Source organism: Amycolatopsis sp. NPDC043889, assembly GCF_056435645.1.
The window spans coordinates 1-17,500 of record NZ_JBWKEC010000001.1; the positions used below are offsets into that span (position 1 = coordinate 1).

The 17,500-nt window shown below is 68.5% G+C and carries 22 protein-coding genes; 9 read left to right on the forward strand and 13 right to left on the reverse strand.

Annotated elements, in window-relative coordinates; genetic code table 11:
* Nucleotides 1-167: 167 nt before the first annotated feature.
* Together AC0685_RS00005 and AC0685_RS00010 are read right to left on the reverse strand one after the other, a co-directional pair.
* Nucleotides 168-1,343 (reverse strand): L,D-transpeptidase, encoded by a 1,176-nt coding sequence (locus AC0685_RS00005; protein WP_478223541.1) that lies wholly within the window; start codon nt 1,341-1,343, stop codon nt 168-170.
* A gap of 178 nt (nt 1,344-1,521) precedes the next feature.
* Nucleotides 1,522-2,586 (reverse strand): UDP-N-acetylmuramate dehydrogenase, encoded by a 1,065-nt coding sequence (locus AC0685_RS00010; protein WP_478223542.1) that lies wholly within the window; start codon nt 2,584-2,586, stop codon nt 1,522-1,524.
* A gap of 26 nt (nt 2,587-2,612) precedes the next feature.
* On the opposite strand from AC0685_RS00010, the gene AC0685_RS00015 reads away from it, so the two are divergent.
* The 5 genes from AC0685_RS00015 to AC0685_RS00035 all read left to right on the forward strand — a co-directional run bounded on the left by AC0685_RS00015 (nt 2,613) and on the right by AC0685_RS00035 (nt 6,119).
* Nucleotides 2,613-3,110 carry a DUF2505 domain-containing protein gene (locus AC0685_RS00015; protein WP_478223543.1) on the forward strand — a complete coding sequence of 166 codons (498 nt, stop codon included), beginning with the start codon at nt 2,613-2,615 and terminating at the stop codon, nt 3,108-3,110.
* On the forward strand, nt 3,092-3,889 hold the full coding sequence (locus AC0685_RS00020; RefSeq protein WP_478223544.1) for a class I SAM-dependent methyltransferase: 798 nt from the start codon (nt 3,092-3,094) through the stop codon (nt 3,887-3,889). Before AC0685_RS00015 ends, AC0685_RS00020 begins: the two co-directional genes overlap by 19 nt.
* Before the next feature lie 63 nt (nt 3,890-3,952).
* Nucleotides 3,953-4,612 (forward strand): DedA family protein, encoded by a 660-nt coding sequence (locus AC0685_RS00025; RefSeq protein WP_478223545.1) that lies wholly within the window; start codon nt 3,953-3,955, stop codon nt 4,610-4,612.
* Nucleotides 4,590-5,474 carry a formyltetrahydrofolate deformylase gene (gene purU, locus AC0685_RS00030; protein ID WP_478223546.1) on the forward strand — a complete coding sequence of 295 codons (885 nt, stop codon included), beginning with the start codon at nt 4,590-4,592 and terminating at the stop codon, nt 5,472-5,474. The genes AC0685_RS00025 and purU overlap by 23 nt, the downstream gene beginning before the upstream one ends.
* A 15-nt stretch (nt 5,475-5,489) precedes the next feature.
* A complete protein-coding gene (locus AC0685_RS00035; RefSeq protein ID WP_478223547.1) occupies nt 5,490-6,119 on the forward strand; it encodes a pyridoxamine 5'-phosphate oxidase family protein in 630 nt (209 codons plus the stop codon).
* Between the two features lie 78 nt (nt 6,120-6,197).
* Here the strand turns inward: AC0685_RS00035 and AC0685_RS00040 are convergent, their stop codons facing one another.
* The 3 genes from AC0685_RS00040 to AC0685_RS00050 all read right to left on the reverse strand — a co-directional run bounded on the left by AC0685_RS00040 (nt 6,198) and on the right by AC0685_RS00050 (nt 8,779).
* On the reverse strand, nt 6,198-7,196 hold the full coding sequence (locus AC0685_RS00040) for an NADP-dependent oxidoreductase (RefSeq protein ID WP_478223548.1): 999 nt from the start codon (nt 7,194-7,196) through the stop codon (nt 6,198-6,200).
* A gap of 99 nt (nt 7,197-7,295) precedes the next feature.
* Nucleotides 7,296-7,730 carry an SRPBCC family protein gene (locus AC0685_RS00045; protein ID WP_478223549.1) on the reverse strand — a complete coding sequence of 145 codons (435 nt, stop codon included), beginning with the start codon at nt 7,728-7,730 and terminating at the stop codon, nt 7,296-7,298.
* A gap of 152 nt (nt 7,731-7,882) precedes the next feature.
* Nucleotides 7,883-8,779: an ABC transporter substrate-binding protein gene (locus AC0685_RS00050; RefSeq protein ID WP_478224419.1), complete on the reverse strand. Its 897-nt coding sequence runs from the start codon at nt 8,777-8,779 to the stop codon at nt 7,883-7,885.
* Between the two features lie 175 nt (nt 8,780-8,954).
* On the opposite strand from AC0685_RS00050, the gene AC0685_RS00055 reads away from it, so the two are divergent.
* Nucleotides 8,955-9,641, forward strand: coding sequence for an ABC transporter permease (locus AC0685_RS00055; RefSeq protein WP_478224420.1), 687 nt, complete (start codon nt 8,955-8,957; stop codon nt 9,639-9,641).
* Complete coding sequence (locus AC0685_RS00060; protein WP_478223550.1) at nt 9,638-10,354, forward strand: ABC transporter permease; 717 nt, start codon at nt 9,638-9,640, stop codon at nt 10,352-10,354. The genes AC0685_RS00055 and AC0685_RS00060 overlap by 4 nt, the downstream gene beginning before the upstream one ends.
* Nucleotides 10,355-10,501: 147 nt before the next feature.
* Here AC0685_RS00060 and AC0685_RS00065 read toward each other — a convergent pair whose 3' ends face one another.
* The 4 genes from AC0685_RS00065 to AC0685_RS00080 all read right to left on the reverse strand — a co-directional run bounded on the left by AC0685_RS00065 (nt 10,502) and on the right by AC0685_RS00080 (nt 12,677).
* Entirely contained in the window at nt 10,502-11,056 is a 555-nt protein-coding gene (locus tag AC0685_RS00065; RefSeq protein WP_478223551.1) for a YbaK/EbsC family protein, read from the reverse strand.
* A 158-nt stretch (nt 11,057-11,214) separates the two neighbouring features.
* Nucleotides 11,215-11,508, reverse strand: a complete 294-nt coding sequence (locus AC0685_RS00070; RefSeq protein WP_034310520.1) for a DUF2516 family protein — start codon at nt 11,506-11,508, stop codon at nt 11,215-11,217.
* An 84-nt stretch (nt 11,509-11,592) separates the two neighbouring features.
* Entirely contained in the window at nt 11,593-12,267 is a 675-nt protein-coding gene (locus AC0685_RS00075; protein WP_478223552.1) for a hypothetical protein, read from the reverse strand.
* Nucleotides 12,264-12,677, reverse strand: coding sequence for a helix-turn-helix domain-containing protein (locus AC0685_RS00080; RefSeq protein ID WP_425342040.1), 414 nt, complete (start codon nt 12,675-12,677; stop codon nt 12,264-12,266). Before AC0685_RS00080 ends, AC0685_RS00075 begins: the two co-directional genes overlap by 4 nt.
* A 151-nt stretch (nt 12,678-12,828) precedes the next feature.
* Between AC0685_RS00080 and AC0685_RS00085 the strand changes: the two genes are divergently transcribed.
* On the forward strand, nt 12,829-13,959 hold the full coding sequence (locus tag AC0685_RS00085) for a methyltransferase domain-containing protein (protein WP_478223553.1): 1,131 nt from the start codon (nt 12,829-12,831) through the stop codon (nt 13,957-13,959).
* Here the strand turns inward: AC0685_RS00085 and AC0685_RS00090 are convergent.
* Genes AC0685_RS00090 through AC0685_RS00100 form a run of 3 tightly spaced genes read right to left on the reverse strand, consistent with a single transcriptional unit; the run spans nt 13,924 to nt 15,362 of the window.
* Nucleotides 13,924-14,580 carry an AAA family ATPase gene (locus tag AC0685_RS00090; protein WP_478223554.1) on the reverse strand — a complete coding sequence of 219 codons (657 nt, stop codon included), beginning with the start codon at nt 14,578-14,580 and terminating at the stop codon, nt 13,924-13,926. The two genes, AC0685_RS00085 and AC0685_RS00090, sit on opposite strands and share 36 nt — an antisense overlap.
* Before the next feature lie 2 nt (nt 14,581-14,582).
* Complete coding sequence (locus tag AC0685_RS00095; protein WP_126733187.1) at nt 14,583-14,960, reverse strand: zf-TFIIB domain-containing protein; 378 nt, start codon at nt 14,958-14,960, stop codon at nt 14,583-14,585.
* 33 nt (nt 14,961-14,993) lie between these two features.
* A complete protein-coding gene (locus tag AC0685_RS00100; RefSeq protein WP_478223555.1) occupies nt 14,994-15,362 on the reverse strand; it encodes a VOC family protein in 369 nt (122 codons plus the stop codon).
* 60 nt (nt 15,363-15,422) lie between these two features.
* Between AC0685_RS00100 and AC0685_RS00105 the strand changes: the two genes are divergently transcribed.
* Nucleotides 15,423-15,923 carry a CGNR zinc finger domain-containing protein gene (locus AC0685_RS00105; RefSeq protein WP_125678940.1) on the forward strand — a complete coding sequence of 167 codons (501 nt, stop codon included), beginning with the start codon at nt 15,423-15,425 and terminating at the stop codon, nt 15,921-15,923.
* 263 nt (nt 15,924-16,186) lie between these two features.
* On the opposite strand, the gene AC0685_RS00110 is transcribed toward AC0685_RS00105, so the two are convergent.
* A complete protein-coding gene (locus AC0685_RS00110) occupies nt 16,187-17,485 on the reverse strand; it encodes a DUF445 domain-containing protein (protein ID WP_478223556.1) in 1,299 nt (432 codons plus the stop codon).
* Nucleotides 17,486-17,500 lie beyond the last annotated feature (15 nt).

Sequence of the window (17,500 nt, forward strand, 5' to 3'; positions counted from 1 at the left end):
GACCCGACCTCTCCCCTGGGGTTTCCACGAGGGACCTTTTTTGTTGACTAAGTTTCGGGTGGATGCCGGGGGGGGGGGGGGGGGGGGGGGGTGGGGGGGGGTGTTTGGGGGGAAAACCAGAAACCCCACTCACGACCACCTGTACCGAACGGCCACCCGCGCCCTCGCTACTTGATCGCCGAGAGGGCCTTCCACGACTTCCAGTCGTAGAACCAGTCCTTGACGTCCGATTTGGTCGGGCTGCTCAGTTTCGAACCGGTGATCTCGACCGGGTCGCCGATCATGGCCGAATCGAAGTACTTCTTCGCGTCCGCGTCGAGCAGGTTCACGCAGCCGTGCGAGGTGTTGGCCTTGCCGATGTTCGCCGCGTTGTCCTGGTTCTCGTGGATGTACTCGCCGTTGTTCGAGATCCGGCAGGCCCACTTCTTGTTGACGTTGGTGTAGCCATAGCGCGCGTTGTCGAACCGCGCCGTCGGCTCCTTCGTCATCACGATGAACGTGCCGTTCGGGGTGTTGCGCTGGACGTCGGAGTCGAGCCCGTTCGAGCACGGGTAGCTCGCCGATTCCGCGCCGCCCCGGTAGACCTTCATCACGTGGTCCGGGGTGTTGATCTTGACCACCTGGTTGCGGCCGATCTTGAACTCGGTGGTCACGTCGGCCTTGCCGTACGCGCCGCCGCCGAGCGCGACACCGTAGAGCTTCGCCTCGACGTTGACCTTGATGTTGGCGGGCCAGTACTCCTTGGGCCGCCAGTCGACCTGCGTGTCCGACAGCCAGCCCCAGGAGCCCTCGACGTCCTTGTCGGTCTTCACCTTGAGTGCCTTTTCGGCGGCCGCCTTGTCCTTGACCGGGGACGCGAACTTCACGCTGATCGGCATCGCGACGCCGACCTCGGCGTCGTCGGTCGGGTTCAGCGTGGCGCGAACCTCCTTGGCGGGTTTGACCGTGCTGAACGAGCCCTTGAACTCGGCCGGCTTGTTGTCACTGCCGGTGGCCTTCGCGGCGTAGGTGTACGTCTTGCCGTAGCCGAGGACCTCCATGCTGGTCCAGGTGAGCCCGTCGGGGGAAAGTTCACCCTTGACGTCCTTGCCGCTGTCCCCCGTGACCTTGACCTCGGTGAGCTTGCCGTCGGCGACCTTCACCACGACCGGCGTCACCACGGAGGCGTCCTTGGCGTCGGCGGCGGGTTCGGCGGTGATCTTGGCGACCGGGGCGGCGTTCTGCTCTCCGCCGCCGCTGCCTTCCGGCTTGGCGTTGCCGCCTTCACCACTGGAGCAGGCAGCGGCCAGCATGGCCGTCCCCGCGGCGAGCGCGGCCTTGAACACCGTGCGCCGTTCGATCACGTGTACCTCCCATGAAGATCCCCGTCTCCCCGCGAGCCCCTACCCGCTCAGCGCTGGGAACCTCTCCGACGTTACCCGCGGCGACGGAAGTCACCCGCGCCCCTTACAGGAATAGACGCACGGGACGGCGTGGGGTTGTTCACCACCCGCATTTAGTCCTCTGAATGCGGGCAGGGGTTCAGAGCGAGCAGTTGATCAACAGGGGTTCCGGGTGCAGTGACACGCCGAAGCGAGCCTCGACGCCATCGCGCACTTCGCGCGCCAAAGCGAGAAGGTCCTCTGTCGAGGCCTTGCCCCGGTTCGTGAGCGCGAGCGTGTGCTTCGTCGACAGCGAGACCCTGCCGCCGGGCCCTTCGTGGCCCTTCGCGAACCCGGCCCGCTCGATCAGCCAAGCGGCGGACAGCTTCGTACCGCCGGGCGCCGGGTACTGCGGCACGCGGACGTCCTCGCCTACGACGTCCACGATCCCCGCCAGCACCTTCGCCAGCCGTGCCTCACCGATGATCGGGTTGGTGAAGAACGAGCCCGCGCTCCACGTGTCGTGGTCGTCGGCGTCCAGGACCATGCCCTTGCCGCGACGCAGGCCGAGGACGGCTTGGCGTGCTTCGGCCGCCGGGACCCGGTCACCGATCTCGACACCCAGCGTGCGGGCGAGTTCGGCGTAGCGGATCGGAGCGGAGAGGCCGTCTTCGGTGACCTTGAAACGCACGGTGAGCACGACGCCCGCGTCGGTCCCCTTCAGGATCGACGTGCGGTAGCCGAAACCGAGCTCGTCGGCGGTCAGCGTGCGGATCTCGCGGGTGGCACGGTCGTAGAGGTCGACCGAGACCAGGGACTCGGCCACCTCGCAGCCGTACGCGCCGACGTTCTGGATCGGCGTCGCGCCGACCGAACCGGGGATCCCGGACAGGCATTCGAGCCCGCCGACGCCGTCGGCCACCAGGCCCTCGACGAAACCGTCCCAGTTCTCCCCCGCCGCGACCTCGACGAGATCCCCGTCACGTGTCCAGCCGGTGTTGCCGACCTTCAGCACCGCGCCATCGAAGCCGTCGTCGGCGACGACGAGGTTCGAACCGCCGCCGAGCAGCAGGACCGGCTGGCCCGCTTCGTCGGCCTCGCGGACCGCGTCGACCAGGGCCTGCACGGTCTTCGCCTCGGCATAACGCCGTGCCGGACCGCCGAGCCGCAACGTGGTGTGGTCGGCGAGGGCGGCGTGCTGGGTGGGAGTTTCGGCAGTGCTCACGCCCGTGAACGGTACTGTCTGGCGCCATGGCCTCCCGTATCGAGCACCGATCGACGTTCTCCGCAGACCTCGCGACCACGTTCGACGCGGTCGCCGGCGAGGCGGCGCTGCGGGCGAGGCTGGAGGAGATCGGCGGCGACGACGCGGAGCTGCTGGAGTACGTCCCGGCCGGGGACGGCGTGCGCTACAAGCTGCGCCAGGGCATCAGCTCGGACAAGCTCCCGTCTGCCGTGCGGACGCTGCACCGGGGCGATCTGATCGTCGAGCGTGAGCAGACCTGGAAGACCGCCGGATCCGGCTACACCGGCACCGCGACGGCGTCGGTCTCGGGCGTGCCGGGCGAGATCACCGCGAAGACGTCGCTGACCGGCGAAGGCGAGCAGGTGACGCTGGTCAACAGCGGCGAGGTCAAGGTGCGGATCCCGTTCGTCGGCGGAAAGCTGGAAGGCGTGATCGCCGAACAGGTCACCAAGCTGCTGGAACGCGAGGCCGAATTCGTCGCGAAGTGGCTGGCCGAGCGCTGAAACCGGTCGGGGCACCGACACGGGGCACGACCAACCCCAACCGGCTCCGCCGCGTCGACCGCTGGCTCGCGAGCGACCCTGACGTGACCCGGCTGCTGCACCGCGCGGACGAACCGCTCGTGGTGGACCTCGGCTACGGCGCCTCACCGGTGACCACGGTCGAAATGGCGCGCCGGCTGCGCACGGTCCGGCGCGACGTCCGGGTACTGGGCCTGGAGCTGGACGCCGAACGGGTCGCCGTCGCGCAAGCCGCCGTCGACCGGCCGTGGCTGGACTTCCGGCGCGGCGGCTTCGAACTCGCCGGGACGCGGCCGGTGCTGGTGCGCGCGTTCAACGTGCTGCGCCAGTACGACGAAGCCGAGGTCCATGGCGCCTGGTCGCTGATGCTGGACGCGATGACGCCGGGCGGGCTGCTCGTCGAAGGCACCTGCGACGAGATCGGGCGGCTCAGCACGTGGGTCGCGGTCGACTCCGGCGGACCGCGCAGCCTGACCCTGTCCGTCCATCTCGCCAGCCTGGAACGTCCGTCCACAGTGGCCGAACGACTGCCCAAGATCCTCATCCACCGCAACGTTCCCGGCGAACGTGTCCACGAGCTATTGTCTATTTTGGACATATGCTGGGCGACGGCGGCGCCGCACCAGAACTTCGGCGTCCGCGCCCGCTGGGCGCACGCCGTCCACCTCCTCACCGCCCGGGGCTGGCCGGTGCTGAACCGGCCGTCGCGGTGGCGGCTCGGTGAGCTCACCGTGCCGTGGTCGTCGGTCGCCCCGGACTAGGAATTCACCGGTCGAACCCCGCTCCGTCACCCCAAAGCGACCTGCGGTGATCACCATGGAACCGTGGAACTGCTGGAGTACGTCACCGAGCTGCTCGAGGGCACGCTCGGATCGCCCTGGCTGTGGGTGATCGTGTTCCTCGTGTCCGGGTTGGACGCGCTCCTGCCGTTCATGCCGAGCGAGACCACCGTCATCACCGTCGCCGTCCTGATCGGCACGGACTTCTCCCAGCTGGCGCTGCTCGCGCTGGTCGCCGCGCTCGGGGCCTGGCTGGGCGACTGTCTCGGTTACACCGTCGGCGCGGCCGCGGGTCCGCGAGCGCTCGCCCGCCTGCAGCGCGGCCCGGACGGGGTCCGGCGCTACGAATGGGCGAAGATCCAAGTGCGGCGCAACGCCGTCTTGCTGATCCTCGCCGCCCGATACCTGCCCGGCGGACGGGTCGCGAGCGGGCTCGCCAACGGCAGCCTCGGCTACCCGCCGCGCAAGTTCGTCCCGCTCGACGCCCTCGGTGCGAGCATCTGGGCGGTCTACAGCGTCCTCATCGGTCTCGTCGGCGGAGCGGCCTTCGCGGACGAACCGGAGAAGGGCCTTCTGCTGTCCTTCGCGCTCGGCCTGCTGCTGGTCGCGGCGATCGAGGTCGGGCGGCGGGTCCGCGTCCGGATACTGACCCGGCGCCGCGCCGCGGCCGAGACCAGCGACAATGGAGTCCGTGTCGAACCCTGAACGTCGCTATGTGATCTCCTTCGGCTGCCCTGACCGCACCGGCATCATCGCCCGTATCTCGGGTTTCCTCGCCGAGCACGGCGGTTGGATCGTCGAAGCGGCGTACCACACGGACCCCGACACCGGCTGGTTCTTCACCCGCCAGGTCGTGCGCGCCGACTCGCTCCCGTTCGACGCCGCCGAACTGCGCACCCGATTCGCCGACGTCGCGAAGTCGCTTTCGGCCGAGTCGAGCTGGCAAGTCAGCGACACCGGTGAGCGCCGTCGCGCCGTGATCCTCGTCTCCAAGGCCGGGCACTGCCTCTACGACCTCCTCGGCCGGGTCGCCTCCGGCGAACTGGACATCGACGTCGCCGCCGTCATCGGCAACCACGCTTCGCTGGGCGACATCACCCGCGCCCATGGCATCCCGTTCCACCACGTCCCGTTCCCCGCCGGTGACGCCGCGGCCAAGGCGTCCGCGTTCGCCGAAGTGCGGAAAATCGTCGACGAGCACGACCCGCACGCCGTCGTCCTCGCCCGGTTCATGCAGGTCCTGCCCCCGGAACTGTGCGAGGCGTGGGCCGGGCGGGCGCTCAACATCCACCACAGCTTCCTGCCGTCGTTCGTCGGCGCGCGGCCTTACCACCAGGCCCACGCGCGCGGAGTGAAGCTCATCGGCGCGACCTGCCACTACGTCACCGCGGACCTCGACGCGGGTCCGATCGTCGACCAGGACGTCATCCGCGTCGACCACGGCGATTCCGTCGAGGACATGGTCCGCAAGGGCCGCGACATCGAGAAGGTGACGCTGGCGCGCGGGCTGCGATGGCACCTGGAAGGCCGCGTGCTGGTGCACGGGAACCGGACTGTCGTGTTCTAGTGGTTCACTGGGGTCATGGGGACCTCAGAGATCAAAGTGATCGAGACGCGCGAAGCGCTGCGTGAACACCTCGGCCACCCGGCCGAGCGCACCAAGGGGAAGATCATCCCCTTCCTCGATCCGCACGCGCGCACGCTGATCGAACACTCGCCGTTCTACCTGCTGGCGACGGCGTCGTCCGACGGGACGTGTGACGTCTCTCCGCGGGGCGACCCGGCCGGTTCCGTGAAGGTGCTCGACGACAAGACGCTGCTACTGGCGGACCGGCCGGGCAATAAGCTGCTCGACAGCCAGACCAACATCCTCGAGAACCCGCACGCCGGACTGCTGTTCCTGATCCCGGGGATGAACGAGACGCTGCGGATCAACGGCCGCGCGAAACTGGTCGCGGACGCGCCGTTCTTCGACGACCTCGTGGTCAAGGGGAAGCGGCCCGCGCTGGCGATCATGGTCGAGGTCGAAGAGCTGTACATGCACTGTGCCAAGGCTTTCCTGCGGTCCTCGCTGTGGAAGCCGGAAACCTGGCCGGAGCGCTCCAGCCTGCCGACCGCCGGCCAGATCTTCCGTGACCAGATGAAGCTGGACATGTCGGCGGAGGCGCTGGACGCCGCGCTGACCGAAGGCGCGCTCACCACCCAGTACTGAGCCTCCGCGCGTGCAATGAAGGGGCCTTTCATCGCAAAATTTGCGATGAAAGGCCCCTTCATTGCACGTGAGGCGGGGTCAGACGCGGACCAGCATCTTGCCGGTGTTCGCCCCGCCCAGCAAGTCCAGGAAGGCCTGCGGCGCGTTGCGGATACCGTCCACAACGGTCTCCGAGTACTTGAGCTTCCCGGAGGCGACCAGCGGAGCGACCTCCTTCACGAACTGCGGCTGAAGCGCGTAGTGGTCGCCGACCAGCATGCCGCGCATGGTGAACCGCTTCGCGATGATCGACGCGAGATTGCGCGGCGCCGCGGCCGGTTCGGTGTTGTTGTAGACCGAGATCATCCCGCAGATCGCCATCCGGCCGTGCAGGTTGATCGAGTCGATCGCCGCTTCGAGGTGCTCGCCGCCGACGTTGTCGAAGTACACGTCGATGCCCTCGGGTGCCGCCGCGCGCAGCTGCTCGGCGACCGGGGCGTCCTTGTAGTTGAACGCCGCGTCGAAGCCCAGCTCGCCGGTCAGCCACTTGACCTTTTCGTCCGTGCCCGCGCTGCCGATGACCCGCTTCGCGCCCCTCAGCTTCGCCAGCTGGCCGACGACGGACCCGACGGCACCCGCCGCGCCGGACACGAAGACGGTGTCGCCCTCCTTGAACTCCGCGACTTCGAGCAGTCCGGCGTACGCGGTGAGCCCGGTCATGCCGAGGACGCCGAGGTACGCGGTGATCGGCGCGGCCTCGGGGTCGACCTTCACCGCGTGCTTCGCGGCGACGACGGCGTGCGAGCGCCAGCCAAGGCCGTGCAGCACGATGTCGCCCGGCTTGAAATCGTCCACGGTGGACTCGAGCACTTCACCGACGGCGCCGCCGTGCATGACCTTGCCGACTTCGTACGGTTCGGCGTAGGACTTCGCGCTGCTCATCCGGCCGCGCATGTACGGGTCCACGCTCAGCACCTGGTTGCGGACCAGGATCTGCCCCTCGCCCGGCACCGGGATCTCGACGTCGGCGATCTCGAAGTTCTCGAGCGTGGGGACGCCGTGCGGACGGGAGGCGAGCCGGATCTCGGTTGCGTTCACGAGGTAACTCCAAGTCTGTTGCCCAAGCGGGGCGATCGCCCCGTATTCACGCCGGGTACAACGAGCGAACCGGGGCGGCCATTCCGGTTGTGGCGAGCACTACACGACCTCGGCGAGTTTGCCGAGCACTCCCTCGTAGATCCGCTTGAGCCCACCGGGCGCGAAGGTCTTCTCGAAGAAGCCGCCGATGCCGCCCGCGCCGTCCCAGATCGTCTCGATGCGGACGACGCTGCCGCCCGGCACCTCGCGGACGGTCCAGGTGGTGACCATGCTGGAGTTCGCGTCGGTCTCGACGAGGGTGCCTTCGGACGGCTCGGTCACCGTCGCGGCGACGTCACGCACACGCTTCGACGTGGCCTGCAGCTTCCAGCGCGCCTTCGTGCCCGCGCCGGCTCCGCCTTCGGTGACCTCGTAGTCGCGGTAGTGCTCGGTCAGCAGCTTCGGCCGGGTTTCGGCGTAGTCGGCGACGAGCGCCCTGACCTTGTCCGCCGGCGCCTCGATGGTGCGCTCCGCGATGGCCGTGACCTTTCCCATCCCACTCCCTTTCACCCGTGGTGCAACGACAGCGTCCACGATTCCACCGACGCCCGCAGCCGGAGCGGGCGGCCCTCCTCCGACTGCAATGAAGGGGCCTTTCATAGCAAAATTTGCTATGAAAGGCCCCTTCATCTCACTTGCGAAGAGCCTCAGATGAGGGACTTCTCCTTCAGCCAGTCCTTCGCGACGTCGGCCGGCTTCTCGCCGTCCGAGTCGACGCGCTTGTTCAGCTCACGCAGCTGTACGGTGTCGAGGGCCTTGCTCACGGCATTGACCGCGGCCGCGAAGTCGGCGCCGCGTTCGTCGAGGACCTTCTTGTTCACCGCGGGCACGACGTTCTCGGTCGGCACGATGGCGAGGTCGTCCTCCAGCACCACGAACTGCGGGTCGCCGACGAGCGGGCTCACCGAGTCGACCGGGATGACGGTGACCTTGCCGGACCGCAGCTGCTCGACGCGCGGGCCCGCCTCCTGCACGGTCTGGAACGTGGCCTTCAGTTTGTAGACGTCCGTGAAGCCCTTGAAGCAGGGAAGCCGCTCCGCGCACTCCGGCCCGCCCGCGACGATGACGTTGTCGACCTTGGACAGGTCGCTGATCTTCTTGAGGCCCTTCTCCTTGGCGAGGTCGGCCTTCACGATGTAGGTGTTCTTGTTCTCCGCCGGCGACTGCTCCAGCAGGGCGATGCCGTCGGGCTCGAACAACTTCTCGAGCTGCTCGTGTTCGGCCTGCGCGTCCTTCGCGGCTTCCTTGCCGTATCCGGTGGTGATGGCGGCACCCTGGTATTCCGGGATGAACTGGAGTTCGCCGGATTTCAGCGCCGGGTAGATCAGCTCGCGCGAAGCGAGGTTCAGCTTGCGGGTGATCGGATAACCCTTGGCCTCCAGCGCGTTCGCGTACAGCTCGGCGAGGATCACGCTGTCGGTGAAGTTGAAGGACGCCACCACGATCGGTGCCCCGCCCTTGCTCTGCGCGGCCGGGGCCGCCGCGTCGTCGCCTCCCCCACAGGCGGTCATACCGAGGACGGCGGCGGCGAGCACCGCGCCCACTCGAACATTCCGTGTCCAGCGCACGTGCACACACTCCTATGACTCGTTCAGAGGAACGAACCGTATCCCCGGGTCACGACAGAATCCACATTTTGAGAGTTCCGCCCCTTCTGCTCCCAGAGAGCGGAATCCGGCCGCCCGATCGGGGTAAGGTCTGCCGGTGCGAGCCTCCTCCGTGTTCCCCGTTGCCACCCAAGGTGGACGGCCGCTCTTCGAGTGGCGGTGGGTGGACCGCCATCTCGACGAGATCTTCGAGCGGCTCGGCGAGCACCTCACGCTGACCGCGGCGGCGCTCGCCATCGGGCTGGTGGTGTCGATCGGTGTTTCCGTGGTTTCGCTGCGCCGCAGGTGGTTCTACGTCATCGCGCTGAGCACGGCGGGGTCGTTGTACGTCATCCCGAGCCTCGGTGCCTTCGCCGTGCTGGTGCCCTTCACCGGTCTGACGTCCTTCACCACCGCGGTGATTCCCTTGGCCACGTACACGTTGCTGATCCTCATCCGCAACATCGTCACCGGCGTCGAACAAGTACCCAAGGAAGTCCGCGAAGCCGCGATAGGCATGGGTTTCACGCGTTCGCGGTTGCTGTGGCAGGTCGAACTCCCGCTCGCGCTGCCGGTGGTGATCGCGGGCCTGCGGGTCGCGGCGGTGACCACGATCGGGCTCGTGACGGTGACTTCCATGCTCGGCAAGGGCGGTCTCGGGTACTTCATCCGCAACGGGATCCAGACCGCGACGCCGAACCCGACGTCGATCATCGTCGGCGTGGTGCTTTCCGTGGTGCTGGCCGTGGTGGTGGATCTGTTGCTGTGGCTCGGTGGGCGCGCGCTCGCGCCGTGGTCGCGGAAGGCGGCGTCGCGATGAGCATCATCGACCAGACCATCGAGTGGTTCGGCGAACCGAACCGCTGGAGCTGGACGGACCCGGCGGGCGTGCCGTACCGGACGGTCGAGCATCTGCAGTTCTCCTTGCTGGCGCTGGCGATCTCGGCCGTGCTGACGATCCCGCCCGCGTTATGGCTGGCGCACTACCGCCGCGCGCAGTTCCTCGCCACGAGCGCGGTGAACATCGGCCGCGCGATCCCCAGCTTCGGGCTGGTGATCTTGTTCTGGTTCCTGGCAGCCCGGCTCGAAGTCGACACGACGTTCTGGCCGTTGATGCTCGCGCTGGTGGCCTTGGCGCTGCCGCCGTTGTTCACGAACACCTACGCGGGCGTCGTCCAACTGGAGCAGGAAACCGTCGACGCCGCGCGCGGAACCGGCTACCGCGAGTGGCAGATCATGCTGCGCCTGGAGTTGCCGCTCGCGTCTCCGGTCATCCTGGCGGGTGCCCGCGTCGCGTTCCTGCAACTGGTGGCGACGGTCGCGATCGGCGCGATCGTCAACGACGGCGGCGGGCTCGGACGGTACATTGTGGACGGTTTCGCCCTCGGCGAACCCGGCCACGGCGAGATCCTGGCGGGTGGCATCGCGGTCGTCGTACTGGCTTTGGTGTGCGAAGGCGTTTTCGCGCTCGTCACGCGTTGGGTGACCCCGCGCGGGCTGGCGATCCAGTCCCGCGCGGCTGCCCGCTCCTGAGCGTTCACCGCCGCCCACGCGAACGCCTGGAAGGCGTGCGCCAGCGGGATGATCTCACCGGCGCGGCCCAGCCCCGTCCGCGGCACGGCGGGGCGAGGAACGCGGCCTCGAAGGCCGAGGCCAGCGAGAAGTCCTTTGTGGACAGCCTCACTCGACGGGGCGCGCGAGCCCGTCGATCACCTCGGCACCGGGCAGGGCCGCGAGGGTCGCGCCCGAGATCAGCAGCTTGCCGCCGCGGATACCGCTGCCGATGACCAGTTCGGGCTCGTCGGCGACGCGCTGGTCGATCAGGATCGGCCATTCCGCGGGCAGGCCGACCGGCGTGATGCCGCCGTACTCCATTCCGGTGAGCGAGACGGCCTCGTCCATCCGGGCGAAGGAGGCCTTGCGGACGTCGAGACGGCGCTTGATCACGCCGTTCACGTCGGCGCGGGTGGTGGCGAGGATCATCGCGGCGGCGAACCGGACCTCACCGGCGCGTTTGCCGGCGACGACGACGCAGTTCGCGGACGCGGAGAGCGGTGAGCCGTACGCCTCGCAGAAAGCGGCGGTGTCGGCCAGGTCGGCGTCGATCTCGACGACGCCGACGGCATCCGGATCGGGCAGGGCGGCGAGTGCCTTGGCGACGGGCTCGGCGAGCAGGTCCGTGCGGGAGAGGGCGGGGACGACGGTGAGGCTTCCGGCGATGGTCCAGTTAGTCACAGGGCCACCCTAATGTCGGCAGGGCGCCGCCCGGGAGAACGCGCACGATGGGCGATCAGGGCGCCCTTCCACCGCGATAGCGGGGCCTTCGGCCGGGCGGGTTCACGCGTTCGGTGACTTGTCCGAGTACATCTCAGCTCCGCCGAACCGGCACTCGATCACCAGTTGCGGCCGCCGCGCTGCACCTCGATGAGCTTGGGGCGGACGTCCACGAGGTAGACCAGGACCGCGACCAGTGCGGGCAGCCACAGGATCATGCCGCCGCCGTAGAACTGGAAGAAGGTCAGCACCACGGTCGATCCGCCGGTGATGAGCATCCAGATGGGCTTGGTCTTCCGATCGGCGGCCGAGTACGCGTCCGCGCGCTGCAACAGCGCATGCACGAAAGCGAACAGCCCCGTCAGCGCGCCGCCCCAATGGATGGCGATGAGGATCCAGGTGGCAACGAACACGAACTCAGCTTACGTCAAACCGGGCGAATGACCCGGGCCCCCGGCACCGAAGCGGCGCCGGGGGCCCGGGAATTCACGCGGAACTTACTTCTCGGTGGTCTTCGGCGCGGTGGCCGGCTTCTTGGCGGCCGGGCTGGTGGTGGTACGGCGCGTCGTGGTCGTGGTCTTCGGCGCGGTCTTGTTGGCGACCTTGCGCGAAGCCGAACGCGTCTCGTGCGCGAGGTCGTCGCCGATCTCCTCGACCTCGTCGGCGATCTCGCCGGCGAGCTCGGTCACCTTGCGAGCGGTCTTCTCGCCGGCGGAACGGGTGCCCTTGGTGACCTTGCCGAGCACGGTGTCGATGCGCTCACGGGCGTCGGTGGTCGCGCCCTCGACGCGGTCCTGTGCGGTGCTGATCGCGTCTTCGAGCTGCTCGATGGCCTTCTTGACCTGCGGCTGCGCGGCGATCTTGTCCCACGCCTGCTCACCGGACTCGGCCAGCTTGTTGTACAGCTTCAGCGCGGCTTCGGTGTACTCGTCGATGACCTTGCGCAGCTCGGCCGGGTCCAGCTTCTCGCGGAGACCCTCGACGTCGTGCGGGAGCTCTTCGATGTTCTTGCGGGCGGTCTCGCTGCCCTCGACGACCTTCTCCTTGGCCTTGGACACGGCGTCGACGACGGCCTGGCCGGCCAGGTTGCCGGCACCCAGGGCGGCCAGCAGCGGCGTGCGGACCTGGTCGAGGGCGGTGTGCTTGCGGTCGGTCTTGGTGGCCGTGGTCATGCTGACTCCTTGGTTTCTGTGACTTGGTCTTCGGTTTTCGCCTTGGCCGCCTGCTCGGGTTTCGCGGCGGCGTTCTCGCGGCGGAACGATTCGTAGACGTCGAGCAGGACCTGCTTCTGCCGTTCGGTCAGCTCGGTGTCGGCGCGGATCGCGTCGCCGACCGGGCCACCCATGGGCAGATCGAGGATTCCCGCTTGCACGTAGAGCGCCTCGGCCGAGATTCGCAGGCCCTTGGCGATCTGCTGGAGGATCTCCGCGCTGGGCTTGCGGACCCCGCGCTCGATCTGGCTCAGGTACGGATTGGACACGCCGGCGAGTTTCGACAGCTGCCGCAAGGAGATCTTCGCGTTGCTGCGCTGCTGGCGGATGTACTCGCCGATGTCGGAAGCGATGTCCGCGACCTTCTCCATCGGTCCACCCGATGCGGGCTGATCCCGGTCGATGTCTGACATCGGTCACCTCCTCGCGACGTCGTCAACGCTACGCGCGGGTGCTAGCAATTGCAAGCACTCTGCTTGCAATCATCGGGTGTGTTGGTGCTCACCCCGCTACCGTGGGGGGATGTCGAACGCGACGCGGCTGCGGCGGCGCCTCGTCGAGCATCTGCTCGCCGAGGGCGTGCTGCACGACGCGCGCTGGATGACCGCGTTCCGCTCCGTGCCGAGACACGTCTTCCTGCCGCGGTTCTTCGTCCCGGCGGCGAACGGCTGGGCCGCGGTCGAAAGCGGCGACGACGAGTGGCTCCGGCGCGTGTACTCCCCCGACGTACTGGTCGTCCAGCTCGACGACGACTCCGGGCTCTGGGAACGGGCGCGCTATCTCGGCGCCCAGCCCGGAACGCCGACGAGTTCGTCCAGCCAGCCGTCGATCATGGCGATCATGCTCGAAGAGCTCCGGGTCGCCGACGGGCATCGCGTACTGGAGATCGGCACGGGCACCGGTTACAACACCGCCCTGCTGTGCCATCGGCTCGGTTCCGGGCTCGTGTACACAGTGGACATCGACCCGGAACTGGTCGACGCCGCGCGCAAACGCCTGGCGGAGATCGGGTACGCGCCCTCGTGCGCGGCGGCCGACGGCGCCGATGGCTTCCCGGCGGGCGTGCTCTACGACCGGGTGCTGTGCACGTGCTCGGTGTCGTCGATCCCGCCCGCGTGGCTGGCGCAGACGATGCCGGGCGGGCTGATCGTCACCACGCTGCACCGGCCGATCGGCGGCGGACTCGTCCGGATCGTCGCGGGCGAAGGCGCGACGGGACACGGGCGGGTGCTCGCCCGTGACGGTCGCTTCATGCCGCTGCGCGCGCACCGCTTCAAGCCGTCGAAGGCGCTCGAAGGTGATGTCTCCTGGCGGCCGACCCGGCTGCCGATGGGCGTGCTCACCGAAGGCCGCAGCCGCTTCGAGTTCTTCGCCGGGCTCCACCTTCCGGGCGTGACGGCCGCGCGGACGGGCCAGAGCACCACGCTGGTCCATCCGGACGGCTCATGGATGCGCCATCGGCAGCGGGGCAGCGAGTTCGAAGTGGCCGAAGGTGGCCCGCGGCGGCTGTGGGAGATCGTCGAAGTGGCGCACGAGGACTGGCTCGGCCTCGGCGAGCCGGGGCGGGACCGGTTCGGGCTCAGCCTCGACGGCGAGGACCAGGTGATCTGGCTGGATTCACCCGACGGCCGCACTTGGCCGTTGCGTCCCTGAAAGCAGGCCTCGCACCCACTTCTCGACGTGGTCGACGGCGTCGTCCACCGGGATGCGGGTGGTGTCGAACAACTCGACCGGCGGATCCATCGAGGGCGCTTCCGCTTGCAGCCACTCGTTGAACTCCAGCATCTCCTCGACCCGCTCATCGTCCCACTCGCGCCAGGCGGGCCGCGCCAGCAAACGCTTGCGCAGGGCGTCGGGCTCGCTGACGAGGGCCAGGTAGTGGATGCCGGAGAAGAAGACGCGCTCGGGCAGCCGCTCGAACTCGGGCGGCGCGACGGTGCCGCAGAGCACGACCGGCCGCCCGTTCTGGTGCAGCATCGCCGCCATCCGCAGCCAGGTCGAGCGGAACGCGGGATGGCCGGGGACGTCGTCCCGTAACGCCCCGGTCCACAACACGTCCTGCTCGACCACGAGCGCGAGATCGCCGAGTCGTTCCGCGAGCCGCGGCCCGACCGTCGACTTGCCGGCGCCGCTCGGCCCGGTCAGCGCGAACAGCGGAAGGCGCCGGAACGGCCACTGGTGCGCGCATACCGCGCACACCAGCAGCCCGTTCTCGACTCGTGGCCGTTCGGCGCGATCACCGCAGGCCGGGCAGATCTTGAGATCGAGGACCACGGTCAGTCGAAGAGGCCCTCGAGGAAGCCGCCCTTACGACGCTTGTGGCCATAGCCGTGCGGCGAGTCCGCGTAGCCGCCGCGGTAACCCTTGGGCGAGTCGGCGTAACCACCCCGGTAGCCCTTCGGCGAGTCCGCGTAGCCGCCGCGATGGGGCCGCGGGGAGTCCGGCCGTCCGTAGTGCGGAGCCGGCGCGTGTCCACCTCCCTGGTACGGCGGGGGCGGCTGGTGCCCGCCACCGTAGTACGAGTTCTCGGCACCGGCGATGGCTTCCAGCTCACCCCTGTCCAGGAAGATGCCGCGGCACCCCTGGCACTGGTCGATGTGGATGCCGTTCTTGTCGACGGTCTTCATGACGTTCTGACACTTCGGACAAATCACGTATCAGAGATTACGCATCTTTCTCGTCCGAGGTCAGCAGGCGCACAGGCAAAACGGGTGCCCGGCCGGATCCGCGTACACGCGAAAGGTCTCCGGGGAGTCGTCGAGCAGCTTCGCGCCGATGGCCAGCGCTCGCTCGTGGGCGGCCTCCATGTCGGCGACGTCGAGGTCGACGTGGGCCTGCTGCGGGTTCTCGGCGGACGGCCATGCGGGCGGCCGGTAGTCGGGCACGCGCTGGAACGAGAACCGAGCGCCGCCCTCCGGGTTCCGCAGAGTCACCCAATGGCCGTCTTCGGCGACTTCGGCCGCCTTCCAGTCGAGCAGCTCGCGGTAGAACTCCGCCAGCGCGACCGGGTCCGGGCAGTCGAGGGCCACCGCGCCGAAGGTCGGTACCGCACCCATGGTTCAGCCTCCAGAAGGATCGAGTAACCAGTGAAATGAGTATGAAGGTTATCGGAGCCGATGACAACCGGTCTCGCCCGTACACTGGGCGAGGTGAACACCGACGCGTCCCTGGTGGTCGAGTTTCTGAACACGGTGAACGTCGAACGCGGCACCGACCTCCTGGACGATCTGGAGTCCTGGCAGCACTGGGCCCGGGATCACCGGCTTCGCGCGGATACCCCCGCGGCCGCGCGCGAAACCCGGGACGCGCTGCGCGCCGCGATCGGCGACCCGCGGCTCCCACGGCCCGGCCTGCGCGCGCCGGCGGAGATCGTCCTCGGCCCGGAAGGCCCGCTACTGGTCTCGGAAACGGTCTGCGAGGCGGTGATGGCGGCGTCGACCCGGCTGACCGTGCTCGGCGAATGGATCCGGCTCAAGATCTGCCCGGCGGACGACTGCCTGTGGGCGTTCTACGACGAATCGCGGAACCGGTCGAGGACGTGGTGCTCGATGCGGGCCTGCGGGAACCGGGAGAAGGCGCGGGCCTGGCGGGCGCGGACGGCGGACATCTCGACCTGAACGGCGGATCTCGCGTGCTTGGGGGCGTCACGGCTCCAAGCACGCGAGATCCGGCTTCAAGCACGCGAGATCCGGCAAGCGTCGTGACCCGCCGGGGACGCGCGACCACAACTTCTGGTGTCACCCACCCCCGAGTTACCCCCAGGGGTTGTGCACACCGTTAGGCCAAAAACGTGAAAAGCTGTGGATAACCCTGGGGATGACTCCACTTCCTGTGGACAACTCCCAGTGAGGCCTCCGGAGTGTGGTATAAGCGCGGCGGCTCAGAAAAGCAGCTGCGCGACCGCGTAGATGACCAGCCCGGCGAGCGCGCCGACCACCGTGCCGTTGATCCGGATGAACTGCAGATCCCGGCCGACCTGGAGTTCGATCTTGCGCGAGGTCTCCTCGGCGTCCCAGCGCTCCACGGTGTCGGTGATGATCGTGGTGATCTCCTTGGAGTAGTGCGTGACCACGTAGGCCGCCGCGCCCTCCACCCAGGTGTCCACTTTGGACCGGATGTGGTCGTCGGAGACCAGCCGCCCGCCGAGGGTCTCGAGGCCGGTGCGCACACGGCGCCGCAGTTCGCTCGACGGGTCCTCGGCGGCGTTGAGCAGCATCTCCTTCGCCGTCGCCCACGCCGAGCCGATCAGCTTCTGCACCTCGTCGTGCCCCAGCATCTGGGACTTGACCTGCTCGGCGCGCGCCATCACCTCGGGGTCGGTCTGCAGGTCCTGGGCGAACTCGCCGAGGAACTTGTCCAGCGCCAGCCGCATGGGGTGGTTGACGTCGGTCTTCACCGCCCAGACGAACGACAGCACCTCGCCGTAGACCTTGTCCGCGAGCATCTCGTCGACGAACTTCGGCGACCAGCTCGGCGCCCGGTCCGAGACCACGCGCAGCATCGTCGTGTGGTTGTCCCGCACCCATTCGTAGGCGCGGTCGCACATCAGGTCCACCAGCTTGTGGTGCGCCCCGTCGGCGAACACGCCGGCCAGGATCTTGCCGAGCGGAGGACCCCACGGCTTGTCCACGATCCGCTTGACCACGGCCTGTTCCATGATCGCCTGGACGTCTTCGTCGCGGAGCACCTTGACCGCCGCCCGCACGACGGTGGCCAGCTCCGACGTCACCCGCTCCGCGTTGGCGGGCTGCGAAAGCCAGCCGCCGAGCCGCTTCGAGACTGCGACCCGGCTCAGCTTCTCGCGGATCACGGACTCGGACAGGAAGTTCGAGCCGACGAAGTCACCGAGGCTGCTGCCAAGGGCGTCCTTCTTGTTCGGGATGATCGCGGTGTGCGGGATCTTGATCCGCAGCGGATGCCGGAACAGCGCCGTCACCGCGAACCAGTCGGCGAGCGCGCCGACCATCCCGGCTTCGGCGGCGGCGCGGACGTAGCCGACCCAGGCCGGCCAGCCCGCGGCTTCGGCCCAGCTGGTCAGCAGGAAGATCACCGTCGCGCCGAGCAGGAACGACAGCGCGACCATCTTCATCTTGCGCAGGCCGCGGCGCTTCTCCTCCTCGGCGGCGGTTCCACCGGGCGGATCGGCTGGGGTCACCTTGGCGGGCGTCAGTTGCTCCACACCGCCATTGTCCGT